Below are 20,845 nucleotides of genomic sequence, written 5' to 3' on the forward strand. Positions count from 1 at the left end.
GGTCAGAAGCCGCCTCCGCCGAAGTCCCCTCCTCCACCGAAATCGCCACCGCCTCCGAAGTCCCCGCCACCCCCGAAGCCGCCGAAGTCCCCGGAGTCGAAGTCCGAGCCGGAGAGGTCGCCGCCCTCGTAACCGCTGCCGAAATCGCCGTAACCGGAGCCGTAGTCGGCCGCGTAGGCGGGGGCGGCCATCATGCTGCCGAGGACCGTGCCGACCAGCAGGCCGGGGAGGAGGCCGCCGCCGAAGTAACCGCCGGCCCAGGGGCCGTAGGCGGGGCCCGCGTCCCAGTAGGGGCGGCGGCCCTGATCGGTGTCGACCTCGCGCATCACCGGGTCCCGGCCGTCGGCCAGGCGGGTGGCGTCCGCGGCGCAGACCGGGACCTCGCGCGGGGCCCCGCCCGGCGGCGTCCAGCCGGCGTCCGTGACGGAGGGACCGTGGCGGGGGTCGAAGAAGCAGGGGACCCGGCGCTCGGGAAGCGCCCGGCCCTCGCGGCGCGCCGAGAGCTGGGCCAGCGAGAAGCGGCCGTCCTCCAGGGCCTGGGTGACCGCCCGCACGTCCTCGGGTCTCGTGGCCGCCCCCATGAGCGACTTCGCCTGCTCGTACGCGTCCAGGGCCCGCTCGTAGTCCGCGCGCATCGCGTCGTCGGCGCCCGCCTCGGCCGGGTGGAAGTCCAGCCGGTCCAGTTCCTCGCCGAACGCCGTGATGTCCTCGTCCACCACCACCCGCAGCTTCTCCAGCGCGGCCCGCTGCTCCTCCGCGTGCCGGCGCCGGTTGCGCCGCACCAGCGTGTACGCGCCCGCCCCACCGGCCACGAGCACCGCGCCGACCGTGATCAGTGCCGTGCTCGAGACCCCGCCCCCGTCGTCGGAGGTCCGCCAGGTCGACGGAGCCGAGCCGCCCATGTTGGTGACAGCGGCGGCGGTGAAGTCGGTCAGCTGGGCGCGGGTGTCCTCGCCCTCGACGGTCGTCACCAGGTTCCGTACGGCCGCGCCCGACAGGACCGAGGCGTCGGCGCGGGCGTCGAAGGCGTCGCCCAGGCGGACCGCGTACAGGCCGGTGATGCCGGTCGCGGTGCGCAGCTTCGTGAAGAGGTCCTGCTTCGGGTAGTCGGCGGGCAGCACCGCGACGAACAGCGGCTTGTCCGCCTTCGTGATCCGGTCCGCCAGGGCGTCCGCGTCCTTGGCGGACAGCTGGGCCGCGGCGGCCGGATCGACGTAGACGGGGTTCTCGCGGAGGGCCTGGCCGATGGCCGAGACGCTCGTGGCACTCGTCGTGGTTGTCGTGGTCGTCGTGGCGGAGACGGGCGGGGCGCCCGCCAGGACGCCCAGGACCGCGAGCACCAGGGCGAACAGCAGCCCTGGAAGGCTCCGGATCCGTACTACGGCCTGCGCGGCGGCCTTCATACTTCGACGCTACCCGAAACCTCCCGGAACGGACCTCTCAGGCGGTCGTCTCAGGCGGCCCGATACGCCTCCGTCAGCTTCCGCACCGCCTCTCCGTAGTGTCCGGTCAGCAGCAGGTGGTCGGCGTCGGCGAAGGGCTTGGCGAAGGCCGCGGTGATGCCCTTCCGCTGGACGATCAGCCGGGCCTGCCCGACGAGCGCGCGGCCCCTGTCGTCGGCACCGGCCCGCTCGGCCGCCCTGGCCGCGGCCCCGAGCGCCACGAGCGTGGCCGCCCCGCCCTCCGGGACCTTGGTGAGGGTGGTCAGGCCCCAGCCGTAGGGGAACTGCGGGTCGTACGCCGCGTCGCCGACGTTGATCGGCAGCTGGGCCTCCGACTTCGGCCAGGTGACGGGGAGCCTGCCGGTGAAGGCCCGCTTGCCGTACAGGACGTCCGCGACCCCGTCGCCCTCGGTGCCCGGCAGCCAGGAGGCGACCAGGGCGTCGATCTCACCGAGCCGGTCGCCGATGAGCTGGGGACGCCCGGAGACGATCAGCACGGCGCACTTCATGGCCGCGCACACCTTGTCGACGGCGGCCCGGTCGGCGGCGGACAGCTCCAGGTCATGGCCGTTGCCGACGTCTCCGACGCCCTCGGCGTACGGGGTCTCGCCGACGACGACCACACCGACGTCGTAGCCGGTCAGCGGCTCGGACGCGTCCTTGGAGTACGTCAGCCGCGCGGAGTTCCCGCGCATCGCCTCCAGGATCGTCGTGCCGGGGGTGATGTCACCGGAGGCCCCCTGCCAGGTGACCGTCCAGCCGCCGCTCTGGTTGCCGATGTCGTCGGCGTTGGACCCGGCGACGTACACCCTCTGCGACTTCCTCAGCGGCAGCACGCTCCCCAAGTTCTTCAGCAGCACCTGCGACTCGGCGGCCGCCTGGCGTGCCACGGCCCGGTGCCCGGCGGAACCGATCTTCGAGGCGCCGCTCGCGTCGGCGTACGGCTTCTCGAAGAGCCCGAGCCTGAACTTCTGCGTGAGGATGCGGGACACGGCGTCGTCGATCCGCTTCTCGCTGACGCGACCGGCCCGCACCTCCTGGACGAGCGCGGCGTGGAAGTCCTTGTAGGCGTAGGGGGCCATGACCATGTCGACGCCGGCGTTGACGGACGTACGGACGTCGCTCGCGTAGTCGCCGGGGATCTGGTCGATGCCGTTCCAGTCGCTGATGACGAAGCCGTCGAAGCCGAGCTTCTTCTTCAGGACTCCGTTGATCATGTCGGCGCGGGCGTGCATCCTGACCGGTCCGAGGCCGTCGCCGACGACGTCGAGCGAGGAGTACGACGGCATGACCGTGCCGACGCCGCGGTCCACCGCGGACTTGTACGGCGCGAGGTGGATCGCCTCCAGCTGCGCTCGCGTGGCCGTGGTGACGCCCTGGTCGATGGTGTAGGTGCCGGTGGTGGAGGAGCCGTACGCGGTACCGCCGTCGCCGACGAAGTGCTTGGCGGTGGCGAGGACCCTGTCGTCGTCCTTCAGGTCCCGTCCGTCGCGGGCGCCCTGGAGCCCCTGGACGACCGTCTCCATGGACTCGACGAGCGCCGGGTCCTCGCCGAAGGACTCGTAGGAACGGCCCCAGCGTTCGTCGCGGGTGACGCAGAGACAGGGCGCGAAGTCCCAGGGGATGCCGGTGGCACGGACCTCGGCGGCGGTCACGGCACCTGTCCTCTGGGCGAGGCCGGGATTCCGGGTCGCCCCGATGCCGATGTTGTGCGGCATGACCGTGGCGCCGACCAGGTTGTTGTGGCCGTGGACGGCGTCGACGCCGTAGACGATCGGGATCTGGAACCTGGTCGCCTGCGCCCGGAGTTGGAAGGAGTCGATCATCTTCGCCCAGGCCTCGGCGGTGTTGGGCGTGGGCGTGGAGCCGCCGCCGGAGAGCAGCGAGCCGAGGTCGTCGGCGGCGATGTCGGCCCCGGTCCCGACGGCTCCGCGCTCGGCCTGGGTCATCTGACCGGTCTTCTCCGCGAGGGACATCCGGGAGAGAAGGTCCGCGACCCGTTTCTTCACGGGGAGCTTGCTGTTCAGATACGGCAGCCCGTGCGCGTCGATGACGACCTGCGGGGTCTCGGCGGGGGCCTTGGCGCCGGTGACGGTGAGCTTGAGGGGGATGGTCTCGGCGGTCTCGGAGGCGGTCCTGTCCTTGCGGGTGACGACCTGGAGGGTGCGGGTGGTGCCGGATGCGGTGCCTGCGGGGAAGGTGAACTCGCCCTTCAGGGGCATGTAGTCCGCGTCCGAGGCCGTTCCGCCCGCCGTCTCGTAGGCGACCGTCACCGGCTCGTCGATCGGGGCGGAGCCGGTGGTGGCGACCGTGACCTCGACCGTCGCGGTCCTGCCTTGCGTGACCGGGTAGACGGCGGAGTCGGTGGTGACGGCGGCGCGCAGCGACTGGTCGGCCTTGCCGTACAACTCGACGCCGTCCATGGCGAATCGGCCCGGTGCACCGACGGGGAGCGTGACGCCGTACCCCCACATCTCCGTCAGCCCCAGGACGTGGTCGATGCCGCCGACGGGCTGGTAGTCGGTGCGGTAGGCGAAGTCCGTGAAGGGGATCTCGATCTGCTTCCAGCCGCTGAAGTCGTCGGTGAAGGACGTCGTCCACAGCTCGGAGGCCTCGCCGTTCGCTCCGCCGTCCTTGAGCTCGAAGGCGACCTTCTTGCCGTTGTTCTGCCCCTCCCACCAGAAGCGGATGCCCTGGTGGGCGGACCAGTCGTGGGCGGGCTCGGCGAAGGCGAAGTCGTGTGTGAAGCCGCCGTAGCCGCTGATGTCGTAGCTGCCGGTGAGGACCTGGTCTCCCTCGGGAGCGTCATCTCGGGGGCTCAGCCGGAGAGTTGGCGGGTCGTCGGTGTCGCTGCCCCAGGTGAAGATGCCGTTCTCCGGCGGGCTTGCGAAGGGCACTTCGCCCTCGAAGCGGTCGACGGCGACCGGGGGCGGGTCGTCGGCGGCCCGGGCGACGGCCAGGGGCAGCAGGGAGGTGAGCAGGGCGGCGGAGACGAGCAGGGCGGTTCTTCGCATGGACCTTCCCTCGGCTCTCAGGGTTCACACAGGACTTACCTCACGGCGTGAGTGAACTGAGAGCACGCAAATCCGTCAAGACACCACGTCGGCCATTGCGTCCCGGGCGAGTTGCCGGACCGCAACGCGACCGGTGCGCAACGGTGGTCGCGCGGCGGTCCGGCCCGTGATGTGCTCGCAGGGCTGCATGAAGGGGGCGGGGCGATGAGGCGGGGTGTCTTCGCGATGGCCGGTGTGGTCGTCGCCGTAGGGCTGTTGAGCGGGTGCGGGGCGGAGATCCTGCCGCTGGTCGCGGTGCGGGTGGACGACGGCGGGGCGCCGGAGGTCGTGCTGCGGCCGTGCGGTGACGATCTGGTGCAGGGGCTCTCGCTCGAAGGGGCCCCGGCCGGGGACGAGTCCGGGCGGAATCTGTCCGGGTGGCGGGTGCCCGGCAAACGGCGGGGCGGCGATGCCGAGTTCCCGCTCTTCTCGCCGCCGGCCACCTGGCACGCCCGAGCGGTCGGAGAGCAGCGGCCGGTGCCGTCGTACACCTATGAACTCGCCTTCGGGAAGGCCGAGTTCAACTACGAGTACACCGGCACGGTCACGTTTCGCGCGAGCGACCTCGCCGCCCTGGGACCCGGCCAGGTCTGGGCCGACGACCGGGCGATGAGCCTCGGCGAGTTCGAGGAGCTCGCCGAGGACTCGTGTTGAGCGGGGGCTACTCCGCCGGCTCCACCCCGGCCCGCAGCAGTCCGTACGTGTAGGCGTCCTCAAGGGCCTGCCACGACGCCGCGATCACGTTCTCCGCGACGCCCACCGTCGACCACTCCCCCGTGCCGTCCGACGTGGAGATCAGGACCCGGGTCGTGGAGGAGGTGCCGTGGACGCCCTCCAGGATGCGGACCTTGTAGTCGACGAGGTCGAGCTTGGCGAGCTGGGGGTAGATCTTCTCCAGGGCCACGCGCAGGGTGCGGTCGAGGGCGTTGACCGGGCCGTTGCCCTCCGCAGTGGCGACGATGCGCTCGCCCTTGGCGAAGAGCTTGACCGTGGCCTCGTTGGCGTGGGTGCCGTCGGGGCGGTCCTCCACGATCGCGCGCCAGGACTCGACCCCGAAGTACTTCAGGGGCTTGCCCTGGACCTCGGCGCGGAGGAGGAGTTCGAAGGAGGCGTCGGCGGCCTCGTACGTGTAGCCCTTGAGCTCGCGCTCCTTGACCCGCTCCACGACCCGGCCGACCAGCTCGCGGTCGCCGCCGAGGTCGATGCCGAGTTCCTTGCCCTTGAGCTCGATCGAGGCGCGGCCCGCCATGTCGGAGACCAGCATCCGCATGGTGTTGCCGACCTGCTCGGGGTCGATGTGCTGGTAGAGGTCCGGGTCGACCTTGATCGCGGAGGCGTGCAGGCCCGCCTTGTGGGCGAAGGCCGAGACGCCGACGTAGGGCTGGTGGGTGGAGGGGGTGAGGTTGACGACCTCGGCGATCGCGTGCGAGATACGGGTCATCTCGCGCAGCTTGCCGTCGGGGAGGACCTTCTTGCCGTACTTGAGCTCCAGGGCCGCGACGACCGGGAAGAGGTTGGCGTTGCCGACCCGCTCGCCGTAGCCGTTCGCCGTGCACTGGACGTGGGTCGCGCCCGCGTCCACGGCGGCGAGGGTGTTGGCGACCGCGCAGCCGGTGTCGTCCTGGGTGTGGATGCCGAGCCGGGCGCCGGTGTCGGCGAGGACGGTCGCGACGACCGCCTGGACCTGGGCCGGGAGCATGCCGCCGTTGGTGTCGCAGAGGATGACGACGGAGGCACCGGCCTCCGAGGCCGCCCGTACGACGGCCTTCGCGTACTCCGGGTTCGCGCGGTAGCCGTCGAAGAAGTGCTCGCAGTCGACGAAGACACGGCGGCCCTGGTCCTTCAGGAAGGACACCGTGTCGCGGACCATCTCCAGGTTCTCGTCCAAGGTCGTCCTGAGCGCCAGCTCGACGTGCCGGTCGTGCGACTTGGCGACCAGGGTGATCACGTCTGCGCCGGAGTCCAGGAGGGCCTTGACCTGCGGGTCCTCCGACGCCTTGGCGCCCGCCCGGCGGGTCGCACCGAATGCGACGAGCTGGGCGTGCCTGAAGTCGATCTCCTGGCGGGCGCGGGAGAAGAACTCGGTGTCCCGTGGGTTGGCGCCGGGCCAGCCGCCCTCGATGAAGCCCACGCCGAAGTCGTCCAGGTGCCGTGCGATGGCCAGCTTGTCCGCGACGGTGAGGTTGATGCCCTCCCGCTGGGCGCCGTCGCGCAGAGTGGTGTCGAAGACGTGGAACTGATCGTCGAGCTCGCTGGTTGCGGTCATGGTCTCAAGGCTCCTGTGGATTGGATCTCGGTCGTACCGGAATGACCGGCTCCACCGCCCCCACATACTCCCTCGCGCTCTCGCTTCCGGCTGCGGGTGGGCCAGAAAAAGCGAAAAACCCCTCGCGGGTGCGAGAGGTCTGCGCGCGGGTCGAGGACGACGGTGTCCGCCCGTACCTGGTCGTACGTGGCGGTCACTGCGGACCGGCGCGCCTGCTGCCAATAATCATGGCGAACGAGAGCACGGAGGCAGTCTGGCACAGACCGCCCCCGCGCTCACCCTCCGTCTCAGGATGCGAGCACTGTGCTGATCAGCGCAGGTGACGTACGAACACGTCCCGCTCCTCGTTGGTGTCCCCGCCCGGGATCAGCGTCCCGTCCCAGGAGACGTAGACGATCCGCCGGGCCCCGTCCGCGATGCCGCCCGGTCCGGCCTGGGCGGACACCGGGTCGCCGGTGGCGTCGGGGGTGACCAGGGTGGTCGCGCCCTTCTTCAGGTCCCGCAGGTACACGGGGTTGCGGGTGCCGCCGGGCAGTCCGTCGACCCGGCCCGTGAAGGTGACGTACCGGCCGTTCGCGCTGACGGCGGGGGCCCGGGTGGAGACGTGGGAGGGGGCGTCGCCGGGCGAGTGGAGGCGCTGGTTGGTGCCCGTGGCGAGGGTGTGCACGAACACGTTCCAGCTGCCGTCGGTGTCGTCCGGCACCAGATGGGTGTCCGCGGACTCGAAGACGACCGTCCGTCCGTCGCCGCTGATGGACGGCTGCGTCGACTCCCGCTGGGTCTGCGAGCCGTCCCGGGAGCGGTCGATCTGAGTGCGCTCGTGCGTGGTGCGGTCGTACATCCAGACGTCGCCCCAGTCGTCGCCGCGCGGGCCGTTCGCGTAGTTGTACTGGTAGACGACCCGCCTGCCGTCGTCGCTGATCGTCGGCCCGGAGGCGTCGCGCGGCTCCCAGGTGGGCTTCGGGTGGCTGATCCGCTCGGTGGTGCCCGCGATCCGGTCGCGCAGGAAGACCACGCCGCCCCCGCCGGTCTCCCGGAGCGTGAAGACGGCGTAGCGGGCGTCGGCGCTGACGGAGACCTGGCCGATCGGCCCTTCGAAGCCCTCGGGGATCCCGATGCCGAACTTCTCCTCCTTGCCCGTCCGCGAGTCGTGGAGCACGACGTCGTTCTGGTGGTAGACGTAGCGGCCGTCGTTCAGGACCGCCACGATGCTTCCGAAGCCCGAGAAACGGAGCTTCCCCGTGCTCAGGTCGCGGATGTACATGCCGCCGTGCGGGATGTTCGGGTCCAGGTCCTCGGCGGTCGAGTCGAAGCCGACGTAGCGGCCGTTGCGGCTGATGACGGCGTCGTACGAGGCGCCGCCTCCCGCCCTGCCCTCCGGTGTGACGCTGATCGGTTCGGTGTGCGGGGCCCTGGGGGCGGCGCTCACCGTGGGTGCGGTGAGCGCCGCCGCCGCGAGGGCGGCCGCGAGCACGAAGAATCGCTTGGTGCTGTGCATGGTGTTCCCCCGTTGTGGTGTTGCCTGTCATTCGTGGTGGTTGTCGCCTGCTACCGCACTGTCCGCAGGAAGATGTCCGTCACCCCGTTCGTGTCCCCTTCCACCAGATCGGGTGACGCCGACTCGAACGCGACGACCGTGCCGTCGGCGTTGACGGAGGGACGCTCCGCCGGAAGGTCGTTGCGGCCGCCCCAGCGGTCCACGCTGACCAACTGCCTCTTCCCCGTGCCGAGTTCGAGCAGATACACGGAACGGCCCGAGGTGTACGCGAACTCTGTGCCGTGCCCGGAGATCGAGGGCTGGGCGCCCCTGACCCGGGCCGTGGTGGTGCCGGTGTCGAGGTCCCGTACGGAGACGTACCGGCCCTGCTGGAAGGCGATCGTGCGGCCGTTCGCGCTGAGGGAGGGGGCCGAGGCGCCGTCCGCGACCTTCGACAGGTCGCCGGTGTCCAGGTCACGGACGTAGAGGTCGCCGTCCTGCTCGAAGGCGATGTACCGGCCGTCGTAGTCGATGGACGGGTTGCCCGCCGGACCGCCCGAGGGCGCGCTGACCACGTCCGTGGTGCCGCCGTCGAACTTGAAGCGGTAGACGCGGGGTTGCGGGTCCGGGTCGGCGTCGGTGGCGGGCAGGGTCGCCGCGTAGGTGATCCACTGGCAGGTGGGGCTGATCCGGGGCCGCCCCATCCAGGTGAAGCGGACGCCCTGGTAGGAGTCCAGGGTGGTGACCTTGCCGACGGAGCGGTTGCGGATGTGGATCTCCGGGGCGCCGTCGGCAGCGGACGGGACCGCATAGCCCACCATGCGTCCGCTGTAGCAGGGGGTGCTCTGCGACGACGGCTTCTCCGTGTCGGAGTTGACCTGGACGACGCGGACAGCCGCGTTGATGAAGACGTCTTCCTCCGAGGTGAAGGTGACGACCTTGTTCTCCCCCATCACCGGGTCGTGGGACGCCCCGGCCGGTCCGCCGATCCGTTCGGTGACGGACGGCATCGGGGCCGGGTTCTTCCTCAGTCCGCCCGAGAAGGCGAACACGTCCGACTCCCGGTTGGTGTCGCCCGGCACCAGATGGGACGCCGTCGAACTGAACGCCACCACACGCCCCTTGGCGGCCAGCGAGTGGCCCATCACCGTGGCGGTCCACGGCAGGGCGGCCCCTCGCAGCCCCGTCCGCAGGTCACGCACCCGCACGCCGTCCGCGCCCGTGACGACGGCGTACCGGCCGTCCGCCGTGGCCGAGGAGGCGGTTCCGTCGGCCACCCGTCGCGATGTGCCCGTGCTCAGGTCGTGGACGTACACCCCGGTGTTGGCGTTGAGGAGGACCCGGCGGCCGTCCTCCGTGATCCGGATCAGATGGGCGACACCGAGGTCCGCGTCGACGTGGATGCGCTCGCCCGTCGCCCGGTCCTTGACGAAGACGTCGTTCGGGTCGTCGCCCTCGACGTCCCCCCGGACCGAGTAGGCGACCCGCTCGCCGTCACCGCTCACCGAGGCCCCGTTCTTGTCGCCCTCCTCGGCGGGCGAGATCAGCTCGTCGGTGCCGGTCTCCGTGTCACGGACGTACAGCAGCCGCGCGGTCTGGCCTCCGTTGCGGTTGCCGACGGTGTACGCGACGTGCGTCCCGTCGGGGCTGATCGACTGGGCGCGGCCCAACTCGTCGAAGCCGGGCGGGTCTTCGGGCCACAGCCGCTCCGAACGGCCGGTGGCGCTGTCGTACAGGTAAGGAGCCTGGAAGCGGGTGCCGGCGGAGAAGGCGACACGGCTCCCGTCGGCGCTCGACATCGGCGCGTCGTAGGTGTGGCCGCTGCCGAGGTCGATCCTGGTGAGGCCGCCGTCGGCCAGGTCCTTCAGGAACAGGCACGGCGAGAAGCGCTCGCAGCCGAGGCTCGGCGCGGTGGACGTGAACGCGACCTGGCGGCCGTCGGCGCTGATCGCGGCCCCGCTCGACGGTCCGTCGGCCTGACTGCCGTCGGCGGCCGTGCTCACCCGCGCTGTCCGGGGCTCGTCGCGCCCCTGGGGACCCCGGTCCTGTGCGGCGGCCGCCGGCGTCCAGGCCAGCGCGATCGCGACTGCCGTGCCGAGCACGGCTCTTGAGGCGCGGAACATCAGCTTGACCTCCACTGGAAGACGTCGTACATGCCGTTGGTGTCACCGGGGACGACGTCAGCGTCCACCGTGGAGTACACGACGGAGCGGCCGTGGGCGGAGACCGAGCCCGCGGTGGCGCTGCCGTGTCCGACGGGGATCTCGCGTCCGCCGTACAGGCCGCGCAGGGTCAGGTTCGCGTCCGCGTCCCGCGTCAACAGCCGCCGCCCGTCCGGGCTGACGGCCAGGACGCGGATACCGGGGAAGTGCTGGACGCGGCCCGTGCGCAGGTCCCGTACGTAGGACCCGTCGGCCGAATCCATCGCCAGGAAACGGCCGTTGGCGCTCAGCTGGACCACGGTCGAGGGCGTGCCGTCGTCGGCCTCGGTCTGCGCGCCGGTGGCGCGGTCGGCGACCCACACGTCGCCGGTGCCGTTGTCCTGGTAGGCGACCCGGCGGCCGTCGCCGCTGATCGACGGCCTGTCCATGTCCCGGCTGGAGTCCTGCGGGCCCGCGCTGACGGTCTCGCGGGTGCCGGTCAGACGGTCGTAGAGGTCGATGCGGGTCGGGAACTCAGGGTGCCCGAGCCACCGGTAGGCGATGTAGCGACCGTCCTCGCTGATGGTCGGCGAGGACGCGGTGTCCCGGCCGTCGGGGGCCCCGACCCGGATTCTGGTGCCCGTGCTCAGGTCGGACAGAAAGACGTTGATGTTGCGGCTGCCCCAGTCGGTGTACGTGGCCCAGCGTCCGTCGGCGCTGAGCCGGGGCGTGCTCAGCGCCTGCTCGATCTTGGTGACCTCGCCGGTTGTCAGGTCACGGATGTAGGAGTAGGTGCCCGGGCGGCTGATCCCCTCGGGCACGAGGTTGGTGGCCGACGAACGGAACGCGATGTAGCGGCCGTTCGGCGTGGTGACGGCCGCACTGGAGGCGCCGTCGCCCTGGGTGCCGTCGGCGGCGGTGCTCACCCGCTCCACCCGTTCCGTCCGGGGCGCGTGCTGCGCGGCACCGGCGGTCGTTCCGGTGAACGCGAGCAGCAGCGCCGTGCCTAAGGAGACGCCGGACGCGGCTTTGGCTCTGCCGGACACGGTCACAGCTCTGCCGGACATGGCTGAAGCCTTGGACATGTTCCCCCTTGTGTTCCCCGTTGACGCATGACCCCCGGCCCCGCGCCGAGGGCTCCCTGCGAGGCAAACGCACCAGAGACCACAGGGTCAATCGTCCTTATTGCGTACAACCCGGACGGAAGGTCACGCGTCCGCGAGGAGACTCTCCTCCGGCAACTCCCGTACATGGCCGAGAATCGTCCCCTGGGGTGGGGTGCGATGACGGGTGGTCATGCGGTGGCCTCCGGACGTACGGCGTCCGGGAGGGGAACGCGGACGAGGGCCCGCCCGGAAGTCCTCCGAACGGGCCCGTGTGACGTCTGCGGGGATCAGCCCAGCTTGTGCATCCAGCCGTGCTTGTCCTCCCTGACACCGCGCTGGATACCGAGCAGCGCCTCGCGCAGCTTCAGGGTGACCTCGCCGGGCGTGCCGTCGCCGTGGGTCCAGGCGTCCGTCTTCGTCTTGACATGGCCGATCGGCGTGACGACCGCGGCGGTGCCGCAGGCGAAGACCTCGGTGAGGGCGCCGGACGCGGCGTCGGTGCGCCACTGGTCCAGGGTGATGACACCTTCCTCGGCGGTGTACCCGAGGTCGCGGGCGACCTGGAGGAGGGAGTCGCGGGTGATGCCCTCGAGGATCGAGCCGGTGAGAGACGGCGTGACGATCCGGTCGCCGTAGACGAAGGCGATGTTCATGGAGCCGGACTCCTCGACCTTGGTGCGGGTCACCGCGTCGAGGTAGACGACCTGGTCGCAGCCGTTCGCGGCGGCCTCGGCCTGCGGGAGGAGGGAGGCCGCGTAGTTGCCGCCGGTCTTCGCGTCGCCGGTGCCGCCGGGGACCGCGCGGACGTGATCCTCGGAGACCCAGATGGTGACCGGCTTGACCCCGCCGGCGAAGTACGCGCCGGACGGGGAGGCGATCAGCATGAAGAGGTACTCGTTGGCCGGGTGGACGCCGAGCGCGGCCTCCGTGGCGAACATGAAGGGCCGCAGGTAGAGGGACTCCTCGCCGCCGTGCGGCGGGACCCAGTCCGCGTCCTGGCCGATCAGCGCGTCGAGGGCCTCGATGAACAGCTCCTCGGGCAGCTCGGCCATCGCCATCCGACGGGCGGAGTTGCGGAAGCGCCGGGCGTTGGCCTCGGGCCGGAACACGGCGACCGAGCCGTCGCCCTGGCGGTAGGCCTTCAGGCCCTCGAAGATCTCCTGGCCGTAGTGCAGGACGTGGGTGGAGGGATCCAGGGAGATGGGGCCGTACGGGACGAGCTGCGCGTCGTGCCAGCCGCGGCCCTCGGTCCACTTGATCGTCACCATGTGGTCGGTGAAGTGGCGGCCGAACCCGGGATTGGCCAGGATCGCCGCGCGCTCCGCGTCGGAAAGTGGCGAGGCCGAGGGCTTGAGCTCGATCGTGGGCGTCGTCATGAGTGGTTGTCCTTCACCGGTTGTAGTGACGGGCCGCGCTCACGCCCTTTTACTGTCAGTGACCAGTGCTAGGACGTCCGAGCATTCCCTCACTCCGCGGCTCCGCGTTCGATTATCGCAAGCGGGGAGCCGAGGAAGAAACGGCGTGAAATGCGACCCAGGGGATGATGGTGGCACCCGGCGGGGGACATGCGAAAGCCGCCGGGTTCGAGTGACCCGGCGGCTTCGAATGGTTTTCGAGTGGCGCGCCCGGTCAGCCGGCTACTCGTACGGCGAGCGCGTCGCCGATCTCCGACGTGCTGCGGGCGGGCTTGCCGGTGCGCTCGGCGAGGTCGGCGGTGACCGCCTCGTCGATGCGGGCGGCCTCGGCCTCGAAGCCGAGGTGACGCAGGAGCAGGGCGACGGACAGGACCGTGGCGGTGGGGTCGGCCTTGCCCTGGCCGGCGATGTCCGGGGCCGAGCCGTGGACGGGCTCGAACATGGACGGGAACTCGCCGCTCGGGTTGATGTTCCCGGAGGCCGCGACGCCGATGCCGCCGGAGACGGCCGCGGCGAGGTCGGTGATGATGTCGCCGAAGAGGTTGTCGGTGACGATCACGTCGAACCGGGCCGGGTCGGTGACCAGGTAGATCGTGGCCGCGTCGACATGGATGTAGTCGGTGGTGACCTCGGGGAACTCCTCGGCCACCTTGTTGAAGATGTTCGTCCACAGGTGCCCGGCGAAGGTCAGCACGTTGTTCTTGTGGACCAGCGTGAGCTTCTTGCGGGGACGGGCCTGGGCGCGGGCGAAGGCGTCACGGACCACGCGCTCGACACCGAAGGCCGTGTTCACGGAGACCTCGGTGGCGACCTCGTGCTCGGTGCCCTTGCGGATGGTGCCGCCGTTGCCGGTGTACGGGCCCTCGGTGCCCTCGCGGACGACGACGAAGTCGATGGCCGGCTCGCCCTTGAGGGGCGTGTCGACACCCGGGAGCAGCTTCGACGGACGCAGGTTCACGTGGTGGTCGAAGGCGAAGCGGAGCTTGAGCAGGAAGCCGCGCTCCAGCACGCCGGAGGGGACCGACGGGTCGCCGATGGCGCCCAGCAGGATCGCGTCGTGCTTCTTCAGCGCGTCGAGGTCGGCGTCGGTGAGGGTCTCACCGGTGGCCTGGTAGCGACGGGCGCCGAAGTCGAAGTCCTTGGTCTCCAGCTTCACATCCTGCGGAAGGACGGCGGAGAGGACCTTCAGACCTTCGGCCACGACCTCCTGGCCGATGCCGTCACCGGGAATCACTGCGAGATTGATGCTGCGAGACATGCGGGAACCCTACTCCTCGTCCCATGGGATGACATGGCGTGTCCGCGATACGGACACGACAGCGCCCGCACGGACGGGCGTCAGCCCTTCGGCTCACGTTCACCTGGAGGTCTGGCGGCTGTTGGGGTGCGCTGGGAAGTTCACTGCCATGGACCTCCCCGACTTCGGCATTCCGCCCCAGCTCGCGCGCCGGATGACCATGGCCGAGCAGCACGAGTACCTGCGGACGAAGCTGTCCCGGCGCCGCACGCTGGTGACGGCGGGCGCGGTCGCGGGCGGCCTGCTGACCGGCTGCGCGGGCAACAGCCCTTCGAGCCCGGCCGCCGTCCCCTCCCCCACGGCCTCGGTGCCCGGCTCCGCCGTCGCCCCCTTCGGCCGCCATCTCGCCTTCGGCGCCGACCCGAGGACGCAGATGCGGATCTCGTGGCAGGTCCCGCTCGCGGTGAAGAAGCCGTACGTCCGCGTCGGCCTGCAACCCGACGACCTGAGCCGGAAGATCGAGGCGGAGCTGCGCGACCTGCACACCCCGGGGCAGACCGGCGTACGTCTCGCCCTCGACCAGTACTACCTGCACACGGCCCTGGACGGCCTGCGCCCCGGCACGACGTACTACTACGGCGTCGGCCACGACGGCTTCGACCCGGCGGACCCGAGCCGCCGCTCGACCATCAGCAGCTTCCGAACGGCCCCGGCGAGCCCCGAGAAGTTCGTCTTCACCGCCTTCGGCGACCAGGGCGTCGGCACCGCCGCGGCCGCCAACGACAACCTCCTGCTGCGCCAGAACCCCGCCTTCCACCTCCACGCCGGCGACATCTGCTACGCCGACGGCAACGGCCGGGGCCTGACGTCGGACGGTTACGACCCGGGCTTCTGGGATCTGTTCCTCAAGCAGAACGAGGGGGTCGCGCGGAGCGTGCCGTGGATGGTGACGACCGGCAACCACGACATGGAGGCCTGGTACTCGCCCGACGGCTACGGCGGCCAGCTCGCCCGCTGGTCCCTCCCGGACAGCGGCTTCGACCCGCGCTCGGCACCGGGCGTGTACTCCTTCGTCTACGGCAACGTCGGCGTGGTGGCGCTGGACGCGAACGACGTGTCGTACGAGATCCAGGCCAACTTCGGCCACACGGGCGGGAAGCAGACGAAGTGGCTGGAGAAGAGGCTGGCCGAGCTGCGCGCGGCCGAGGGGATCGACTTCGTCGTCGTCTACTTCCACCACTGCGCGTACTCGACGTCCTCGCACGCCTCCGACGGCGGGGTGCGCGCCGAGTGGCTGCCGGTGTTCGAGAAGCACCAGGTGGATCTGGTGATCAACGGGCACAACCACGTGTACGAGCGGACGGACGCGATCCGCGGCGGCGAGGTGGGCCGGCCGGTGCCGGTGGGCGGCGCCACGGATCCGACGCGGGACGGGATCGTGTACGTGACGGCCGGCGGGGGCGGCCGGGATCTGTACGGCTTCCCGGCGGGCGTGAAGGAGAGCTACGAGGGGCGCGTGCACGACCACGAGTCCGTCGAGACCTTCCAGTGGACGAAGTCCGAGCAGCCCCGGAAGGAGACGGTGGAGTGGTCGCGGGTGCGCTACCGCGGGTTCTCGCTGCTCTCGGTGGCGGCGGAGAGCGGGGCGCGGCCGCGGCTGACGGTGTCGGCGCTCGCGCAGAGCGGGGAGCGCATCGACCACTTCGAGGTGCGGCGCGGGGCCTGACGGGCCCGCGCCACACCTCGTTCGGGTGCGGCTCCCGGCTTCGAGGGGTCGGTCAGTGACCGGTCGAGCCGCCGTTGTCACGGCGGTCGAGGGCACGCTGCAGGGCTGCGGCGGCGTTCTTGCGGTCGGACTCGCTGGTCCGGGAGGTGTGACGGACTCGACGGCGGGCGGTCGTCTCGGCCATGAGAAATCGACTCCTTCGAATTTCCAGGGAAGGGGACAACGAGACGCCGGAGGGGGCGGGGAGCGACGGACCGCAGGGGTTGCCTGCATGGGGCCCGGCTCACGACCGCCATTCGCTTGATCGAGCGAGACGTTCGGCTCCTACAAAGCTAAGGGAGGACGGCCGGTCTGTCTCCACAATTACTCGGACTTCCTACTATCTGAGACGGCGGAGTGGATCACCCGCCACTGACCTGCGGTTTCACCGACGCCCTGAGCTCCCGCACGAGCGCCCGGACGGTCGCGGTGGCGGCGAGTTCCGGGGTGGTGACGTAGCCGACCCGGCGGGTGGGCCGCTCGGGTCCGAGGTCGGTGATCTCGGTGCCGGCCGGGGCCGCGGTGAGGGAGAGCGCGGGCATGATCGCCATACCGAGCCCGCTGCCCACCATCGACAGCACGGCACCGTCGTCCTCGGCGCGGACGGTCGCGGCAGGGATCCAGTCCTGCGCGGCCCACCACTGCCGGGTGTAGGAGGAGCAGTTCTCCGTCCAGTCCACCAGCGGCAGCGACCGCGGATCGGGATGCCCGGCCGGGTGCACGAGGGCGTACGGCTCCTCAAGGAGGACGTCCCCGACGAGCTGCGGCGGGATCGGCGAGCTGGTGCCGAGGCCGGCGATCCCGAGGTCGGCCCGCCCTTCGGCCACCTCCCCGGCCGTTCCGGGACCGACTTCCCGTACGACGGTGACGGTCGCCTCGATGCCCGGGTGCCGTGCGGACAGCCGCTCCAGTACGGGCGGCAGCAGGTGCAGGGCCGCGCTGCGGAACGCGGCGATGCGGAGCGGCCCGGCGATCTCGCCCGTAGGTGTGTCGCGTGCCTCCCTGACCAGGGTCTCCAGCATCCGCAGCACGCGGCGGGCGTGCGCCACCGTCCGCGCACCGGCCGGGGTGGGCCGGGCACCGAACCGCCCCCGCTCGAACAGCACGACGCCGACCTTGCGTTCGATGCCGCGCACGGCGTGCGAGACGCCCGATTGGGTCGTGCCGAGCCGGACCGCAGCCGCCGAGAAGGCGCCTTCTTCGGCGACCGCGACCAGGACACGAAGTTCCTGCGGAGCGAGATCGACAGCACTGCTCATTTCCGCCCCCCATGAGGGCGGCTCATGGATCCGCCCGTTCCATGAGCCCAACCCTCTGCCCGCACCCACGCATTCCTGCCTACCGTCCCGGTCATGACCGCGCTCACCGTGCACCAGACCGTCCGCCCGACCGGCTTCCCGGCCCCCGAGCACTTCCGCTTCGTGGAGTCCCGGGTTCCGGAGCCATCACGCGGCACGGCGCTCGTCGAGAACCTGTACTGGTCCGTAGACCCCTACCACCGCGAAATGATGGACGCCGACTTCGAGTTGAACGCCCCGCTGGAGGGCCGTGCGCTCGGCAGAATCGTCGCCTCGCGCGAACCGTCCCTGCCGGAGGGCGAGTTGGTCTTCCACCGGAAGGGCTGGCGGACCCACTCGGTGGTGACCCCGGCCGAGACCAGACGCCTGCCCCTCCATGACGGCGTACCGCTCTCCGCGTACCTGAGCGTTCTCGGCGGTACGGGCCTGACGGCGTACGTCGGCCTCACCCGCGTCGCCCGACTCCGGGAGGGCGACGACGTGTTCGTCTCCGCCGCGGCCGGCGGGGTCGGCACGGCGACGGGCCGCTTCGCACGGCTGCTGGGCGCGGGCAGGGTGATCGGAAGCGCGGGATCGCCGGCGAAGGTCAGACACCTGATCGAACAGGTCGGCTACGACGCCGCGTTCGACTACCGGTCCGGCCCGGTCGCGGACCTCCTCACGAAGGCCGCCCCCGACGGCATCGACGTGTTCGTCGACAACGTCGGCGGCGAGCACCTGGGCGCGGCGATCGGTGCGCTCAGGGAGCGCGGCCGAGTGGTCCGGATCGGCACGGTGGGCCAGTACAACACCCCGGACACGCCGCCGGTCGTCTTCAACCACGCGGACGTCGTGGAGAAGAGCCTGCGCATCGAGGGCTTCCTGGTGCGCGACTACGTGGACCTGCAGGAGGAGTTGTACGAGTTCGCCGTACCGCATCTGCTCACCGGGGCACTCGTTCCCGACGAGACGGTGGTGACCGGATTCGAGCGGATCGTGGAGGCGTTCCTGCTGATGCTGCGCGGCGGGAACACCGGGAAGATCCTGGTGAGGGCGGCCGGTCCGGGTGAGGTGGGCGGGGCGGGGTGATGTACAGCGGCCGCGGTCACCTCCGACCCGGCCTCGACGTACGGCCGAGCACGGTCTCCAGCTCGTCCCGGAAGCCCTCCGGGGCCTCCACCCACGGCAGATGACCAGCCTTCGGCAGCACCACCCGCCGTACTCGTGGCAATGCCTTCTCCAGCGAGTCCACCGCCGAACGCGGGCGGATGTCCTCGGCGCCGTCGATGATCAGGACGGGGACGTCCAGGGACGTGCAGGCGGTGCGCAGGACGGCGGTACCCCAGCTCCCCGCGGTCTCGGCATTCAGTGCCTTGTTGCACTCGTAGTTGATGTCGAACCAGGGGTCGGCCATCCGGCGGGCGTGCTCCAGGGCGTGCTCGTGGTCCGCGAAGTCGGCCGTCCACTGGAGGAGCGCGCGCTCCGGGTCCCTCTTCGGCAACTCCCGCCAGCGGGCGAGCCGTTCGGGATCCTCGCCGAGGCGCGCGGCGAGGTTGTCCGTGTAGGGGGCGTGCCAGTCCGACGCCGGCACGATGCCCGACCCGCTGACGTATATCAGCGTGCTCACCCGCTCAGGGTGGGCGAGGGTGTAGCTCAACGCCAGTTGCGCGCCCCAGGAGTGGCCGAACAACGTCATCCGGTCCAGGCCGAAGTGGCGTCGTACGACGTCCAGGTCGGCCACGAACCGGTCGGTCGTCCACGGTCCCGCGCACCGCTGCGAGCGGCCGCAGCCGCGCTGGTCCCAGCGGATCACCGAGGCCCGGTCGCCGAGCATCGCGGCCATGTCCCCGAACATGTCCCACAGTCCCGGCCCGCCGTGGCACAGGACCAGCGGGTCGCCCTCACCCGAACGCGAAGCCCACAGTCGTACGCCGTCCTCGGTGATCGCGGTCATGCCCGCATTGTGCGCGCACGAAGGGCCGGGCAACAGCCCGGCCCTTAACGATGGCTGACGGACGATCAGCCCATGTGCGGGTACCCGTACTCGGTGGGCGGGACCAGGGTCTCCTTGATGGCGCGGGTCAGGGTCCAGCGCTGGAGGTTCTGCGGGGCGCCGGCCTTGTCGTTGGTGCCGGAGGCGCGGCCGCCGCCGAAGGGCTGCTGGCCGACGACGGCGCCGGTGGACTTGTCGTTGATGTAGAAGTTGCCGGCCGCGTAGCGCAGCTTCTCCATCGTGTACGCCGCCGCCGCGCGGTCGGACGAGATCACCGAGCCCGTCAGCGCGTAGTCGGACGCCGACTCCATCTGGGTCAGCATCTCCTCGTACGTGTCGTCCTCGTAGACGTGCACCGCGAGGAAGGGGCCGAAGTACTCGGTGGTGAAGACCTCGTTCGCCGGGTCCGTGCACTGGACGACGGTCGGGCGGACGAAGTAGCCGACCGAGTCGTCGTAGGAACCGCCCGCGACGATCGTGCAGGTGGGGTCCGACTGCGCGCGGTCGATCGCCGCCTTGTTCTTGGCGAAGGCGCGCTCGTCGATGACCGCGCCGATGAAGTTGGACAGGTCGGTGACGTCACCCATGGCGATGCCGTCGATCTCGGCGGCGAACTCCTCACGGAAACCGTTGTTCCAGATCGACGCCGGGATGTACGCGCGAGAGGTCGCGGAACACTTCTGGCCCTGGTACTCGAAGGCACCGCGGGTCAGGGCGGTCTTGAGGATCGCGGGGTCGGCGCTCGGATGGGCGACGACGAAGTCCTTGCCGCCGGTCTCGCCGACCAGGCGCGGGTAGGTGCGGTACTTCTCGATGTTGGCGCCGACCGTCTTCCACAGGTGCTGGAAGGTCTTCGTCGAACCCGTGAAGTGGATGCCCGCGAGGTCCCGGTGCTCCAGAGCGACCTTGGAGACCTCGATGCCGTCACCGGTGACGAGGTTGATGACGCCCTTGGGCAGACCGGCCTCCTCGAGGAGCTGCATGAGCAGCACGGCGGCGTGGGTCTGGGTCGGGGACGGCTTCCAGACCACGACGTTGCCCATCAGCGCGGGCGCCGTCGGCAGGTTGCCCGCGATCGCCGTGAAGTTGAACGGCGTGATCGCGTAGACGAAGCCCTCGAGCGGGCGGTGGTCGAGGCGGTTCCAGACGCCGGGGGCGTTGGCCGGAGGCTGCTCGGCGAGCAGGTCACGGGCGTACTTGACGTTGAAGCGCCAGAAGTCGATCAGCTCGCAGGGCGTGTCGATCTCGGCCTGCTGGGCGGTCTTGGACTGGCCGAGCATGGTGGAGGCGGCCAGCGTCTCGCGCCAGGGGCCGGAGAGCAGTTCGGCGGCGCGCAGGATGATCGCGGCGCGGTCGTCGAAGGACATCGCGCGCCAGGCGGGGGCGGCGGCGAGCGCCGCGTCGATGGCGTCCTGGGCGTCCTGCTGGGTGGCGTTGCGGTAAGTGCCCAGCACGGCCTTGTGGTTGTGCGGCTGCACGACCTGGAAGGCCTCGCCGCCGCCCAGCCGCTTCTCACCGCCGATGGTCATCGGCAGGTCGACCGGGTTCTCGGCCAGCTCCTTGAGCCTGGCCTCCAGCCGGGCCCGCTCGGGCGAGCCGGGGGCGTAGCCGTGCACCGGCTCGTTGACGGGGGTGGGGACCTGGGTCACAGCGTCCATGGGTTCCGTAACTCC

General features: G+C 70.8%; 15 protein-coding genes. 3 read left to right on the forward strand and 12 right to left on the reverse strand.

Annotated features, from left to right (window positions below; genetic code table 11):
• Nucleotides 1-2: 2 nt before the first annotated feature.
• Both RNB18_RS14080 and RNB18_RS14085 read right to left on the reverse strand, forming a co-directional pair.
• Complete coding sequence (locus tag RNB18_RS14080; RefSeq protein WP_311714437.1) at nucleotides 3-1,403, reverse strand: hypothetical protein; 1,401 nt, start codon at nucleotides 1,401-1,403, stop codon at nucleotides 3-5.
• A 50-nt stretch (nucleotides 1,404-1,453) separates the two neighbouring features.
• Nucleotides 1,454-4,456 carry a glycoside hydrolase family 3 N-terminal domain-containing protein gene (locus RNB18_RS14085; RefSeq protein ID WP_311714438.1) on the reverse strand — a complete coding sequence of 1,001 codons (3,003 nt, stop codon included), beginning with the start codon at nucleotides 4,454-4,456 and terminating at the stop codon, nucleotides 1,454-1,456.
• Nucleotides 4,457-4,660: 204 nt separating this feature from the next.
• Between RNB18_RS14085 and RNB18_RS14090 the strand changes: the two genes are divergently transcribed.
• Complete coding sequence (locus RNB18_RS14090; RefSeq protein ID WP_311714439.1) at nucleotides 4,661-5,149, forward strand: hypothetical protein; 489 nt, start codon at nucleotides 4,661-4,663, stop codon at nucleotides 5,147-5,149.
• A 7-nt stretch (nucleotides 5,150-5,156) separates the two neighbouring features.
• Here the strand turns inward: RNB18_RS14090 and cimA are convergent, their stop codons facing one another.
• From cimA to RNB18_RS14120, 6 genes are all read right to left on the reverse strand, one after another.
• Nucleotides 5,157-6,761: a citramalate synthase gene (gene cimA, locus RNB18_RS14095; protein ID WP_311714440.1), complete on the reverse strand. Its 1,605-nt coding sequence runs from the start codon at nucleotides 6,759-6,761 to the stop codon at nucleotides 5,157-5,159.
• A 310-nt stretch (nucleotides 6,762-7,071) separates the two neighbouring features.
• Nucleotides 7,072-8,259 (reverse strand): TolB family protein, encoded by a 1,188-nt coding sequence (locus RNB18_RS14100; protein WP_311714441.1) that lies wholly within the window; start codon nucleotides 8,257-8,259, stop codon nucleotides 7,072-7,074.
• 50 nt (nucleotides 8,260-8,309) lie between these two features.
• A complete protein-coding gene (locus RNB18_RS14105; RefSeq protein ID WP_311714442.1) occupies nucleotides 8,310-10,376 on the reverse strand; it encodes a hypothetical protein in 2,067 nt (688 codons plus the stop codon).
• On the reverse strand, nucleotides 10,361-11,446 hold the full coding sequence (locus RNB18_RS14110; RefSeq protein WP_311714443.1) for a protein TolB: 1,086 nt from the start codon (nucleotides 11,444-11,446) through the stop codon (nucleotides 10,361-10,363). The genes RNB18_RS14105 and RNB18_RS14110 overlap by 16 nt, the downstream gene beginning before the upstream one ends.
• A gap of 326 nt (nucleotides 11,447-11,772) precedes the next feature.
• Entirely contained in the window at nucleotides 11,773-12,861 is a 1,089-nt protein-coding gene (locus tag RNB18_RS14115; RefSeq protein WP_311714444.1) for a branched-chain amino acid aminotransferase, read from the reverse strand.
• Nucleotides 12,862-13,114: 253 nt separating this feature from the next.
• A complete protein-coding gene (locus RNB18_RS14120; RefSeq protein WP_311714445.1) occupies nucleotides 13,115-14,158 on the reverse strand; it encodes a 3-isopropylmalate dehydrogenase in 1,044 nt (347 codons plus the stop codon).
• Nucleotides 14,159-14,306: 148 nt separating this feature from the next.
• Between RNB18_RS14120 and RNB18_RS14125 the strand changes: the two genes are divergently transcribed.
• The gene (locus tag RNB18_RS14125) at nucleotides 14,307-15,863 is read left to right on the forward strand and encodes a purple acid phosphatase family protein (protein WP_311714446.1); all 1,557 of its coding nucleotides are present in this window, start codon (nucleotides 14,307-14,309) and stop codon (nucleotides 15,861-15,863) included.
• A gap of 52 nt (nucleotides 15,864-15,915) precedes the next feature.
• Here RNB18_RS14125 and RNB18_RS14130 read toward each other — a convergent pair whose 3' ends face one another.
• Nucleotides 15,916-16,047 carry a hypothetical protein gene (locus RNB18_RS14130; RefSeq protein ID WP_020121043.1) on the reverse strand — a complete coding sequence of 44 codons (132 nt, stop codon included), beginning with the start codon at nucleotides 16,045-16,047 and terminating at the stop codon, nucleotides 15,916-15,918.
• A 217-nt stretch (nucleotides 16,048-16,264) separates the two neighbouring features.
• Nucleotides 16,265-17,161: a LysR family transcriptional regulator gene (locus RNB18_RS14135; protein ID WP_311714447.1), complete on the reverse strand. Its 897-nt coding sequence runs from the start codon at nucleotides 17,159-17,161 to the stop codon at nucleotides 16,265-16,267.
• A gap of 93 nt (nucleotides 17,162-17,254) precedes the next feature.
• Between RNB18_RS14135 and RNB18_RS14140 the strand changes: the two genes are divergently transcribed.
• Entirely contained in the window at nucleotides 17,255-18,268 is a 1,014-nt protein-coding gene (locus RNB18_RS14140) for an NADP-dependent oxidoreductase (protein WP_311714448.1), read from the forward strand.
• A 16-nt stretch (nucleotides 18,269-18,284) separates the two neighbouring features.
• Here RNB18_RS14140 and RNB18_RS14145 read toward each other — a convergent pair whose 3' ends face one another.
• Together RNB18_RS14145 and pruA are read right to left on the reverse strand one after the other, a co-directional pair.
• The gene (locus RNB18_RS14145) at nucleotides 18,285-19,133 is read right to left on the reverse strand and encodes an alpha/beta fold hydrolase (RefSeq protein ID WP_311714449.1); all 849 of its coding nucleotides are present in this window, start codon (nucleotides 19,131-19,133) and stop codon (nucleotides 18,285-18,287) included.
• 65 nt (nucleotides 19,134-19,198) lie between these two features.
• Nucleotides 19,199-20,830: an L-glutamate gamma-semialdehyde dehydrogenase gene (gene pruA, locus RNB18_RS14150; protein ID WP_311714450.1), complete on the reverse strand. Its 1,632-nt coding sequence runs from the start codon at nucleotides 20,828-20,830 to the stop codon at nucleotides 19,199-19,201.
• Nucleotides 20,831-20,845: the final 15 nt, after the last annotated feature.

The organism is Streptomyces doebereineriae, from assembly GCF_031845645.1.
Classification (GTDB): Bacteria; Actinomycetota; Actinomycetes; order Streptomycetales; family Streptomycetaceae; genus Streptomyces; species Streptomyces canus.

What these genes read in the sequence shown, in the direction of transcription:
- cimA (WP_311714440.1), bottom strand. Translation starts at nt 6,761, where the DNA reads ATGACCGCAACCAGCGAGCTCGACGATCAGTTCCACGTCTTCGACACC.
- RNB18_RS14080 (WP_311714437.1), bottom strand. Translation starts at nt 1,403, where the DNA reads ATGAAGGCCGCCGCGCAGGCCGTAGTACGGATCCGGAGCCTTCCAGGG.
- RNB18_RS14145 (WP_311714449.1), bottom strand. Translation starts at nt 19,133, where the DNA reads ATGACCGCGATCACCGAGGACGGCGTACGACTGTGGGCTTCGCGTTCG.
- RNB18_RS14100 (WP_311714441.1), bottom strand. Translation starts at nt 8,259, where the DNA reads ATGCACAGCACCAAGCGATTCTTCGTGCTCGCGGCCGCCCTCGCGGCG.
- RNB18_RS14135 (WP_311714447.1), bottom strand. Translation starts at nt 17,161, where the DNA reads ATGAGCAGTGCTGTCGATCTCGCTCCGCAGGAACTTCGTGTCCTGGTC.
- RNB18_RS14130 (WP_020121043.1), bottom strand. Translation starts at nt 16,047, where the DNA reads ATGGCCGAGACGACCGCCCGCCGTCGAGTCCGTCACACCTCCCGGACC.
- RNB18_RS14085 (WP_311714438.1), bottom strand. Translation starts at nt 4,456, where the DNA reads ATGCGAAGAACCGCCCTGCTCGTCTCCGCCGCCCTGCTCACCTCCCTG.
- RNB18_RS14090 (WP_311714439.1), top strand. Translation starts at nt 4,661, where the DNA reads ATGAGGCGGGGTGTCTTCGCGATGGCCGGTGTGGTCGTCGCCGTAGGG.
- RNB18_RS14120 (WP_311714445.1), bottom strand. Translation starts at nt 14,158, where the DNA reads ATGTCTCGCAGCATCAATCTCGCAGTGATTCCCGGTGACGGCATCGGC.
- RNB18_RS14110 (WP_311714443.1), bottom strand. Translation starts at nt 11,446, where the DNA reads ATGTCCGGCAGAGCTGTGACCGTGTCCGGCAGAGCCAAAGCCGCGTCC.
- RNB18_RS14115 (WP_311714444.1), bottom strand. Translation starts at nt 12,861, where the DNA reads ATGACGACGCCCACGATCGAGCTCAAGCCCTCGGCCTCGCCACTTTCC.
- pruA (WP_311714450.1), bottom strand. Translation starts at nt 20,830, where the DNA reads ATGGACGCTGTGACCCAGGTCCCCACCCCCGTCAACGAGCCGGTGCAC.
- RNB18_RS14125 (WP_311714446.1), top strand. Translation starts at nt 14,307, where the DNA reads ATGGACCTCCCCGACTTCGGCATTCCGCCCCAGCTCGCGCGCCGGATG.
- RNB18_RS14140 (WP_311714448.1), top strand. Translation starts at nt 17,255, where the DNA reads ATGACCGCGCTCACCGTGCACCAGACCGTCCGCCCGACCGGCTTCCCG.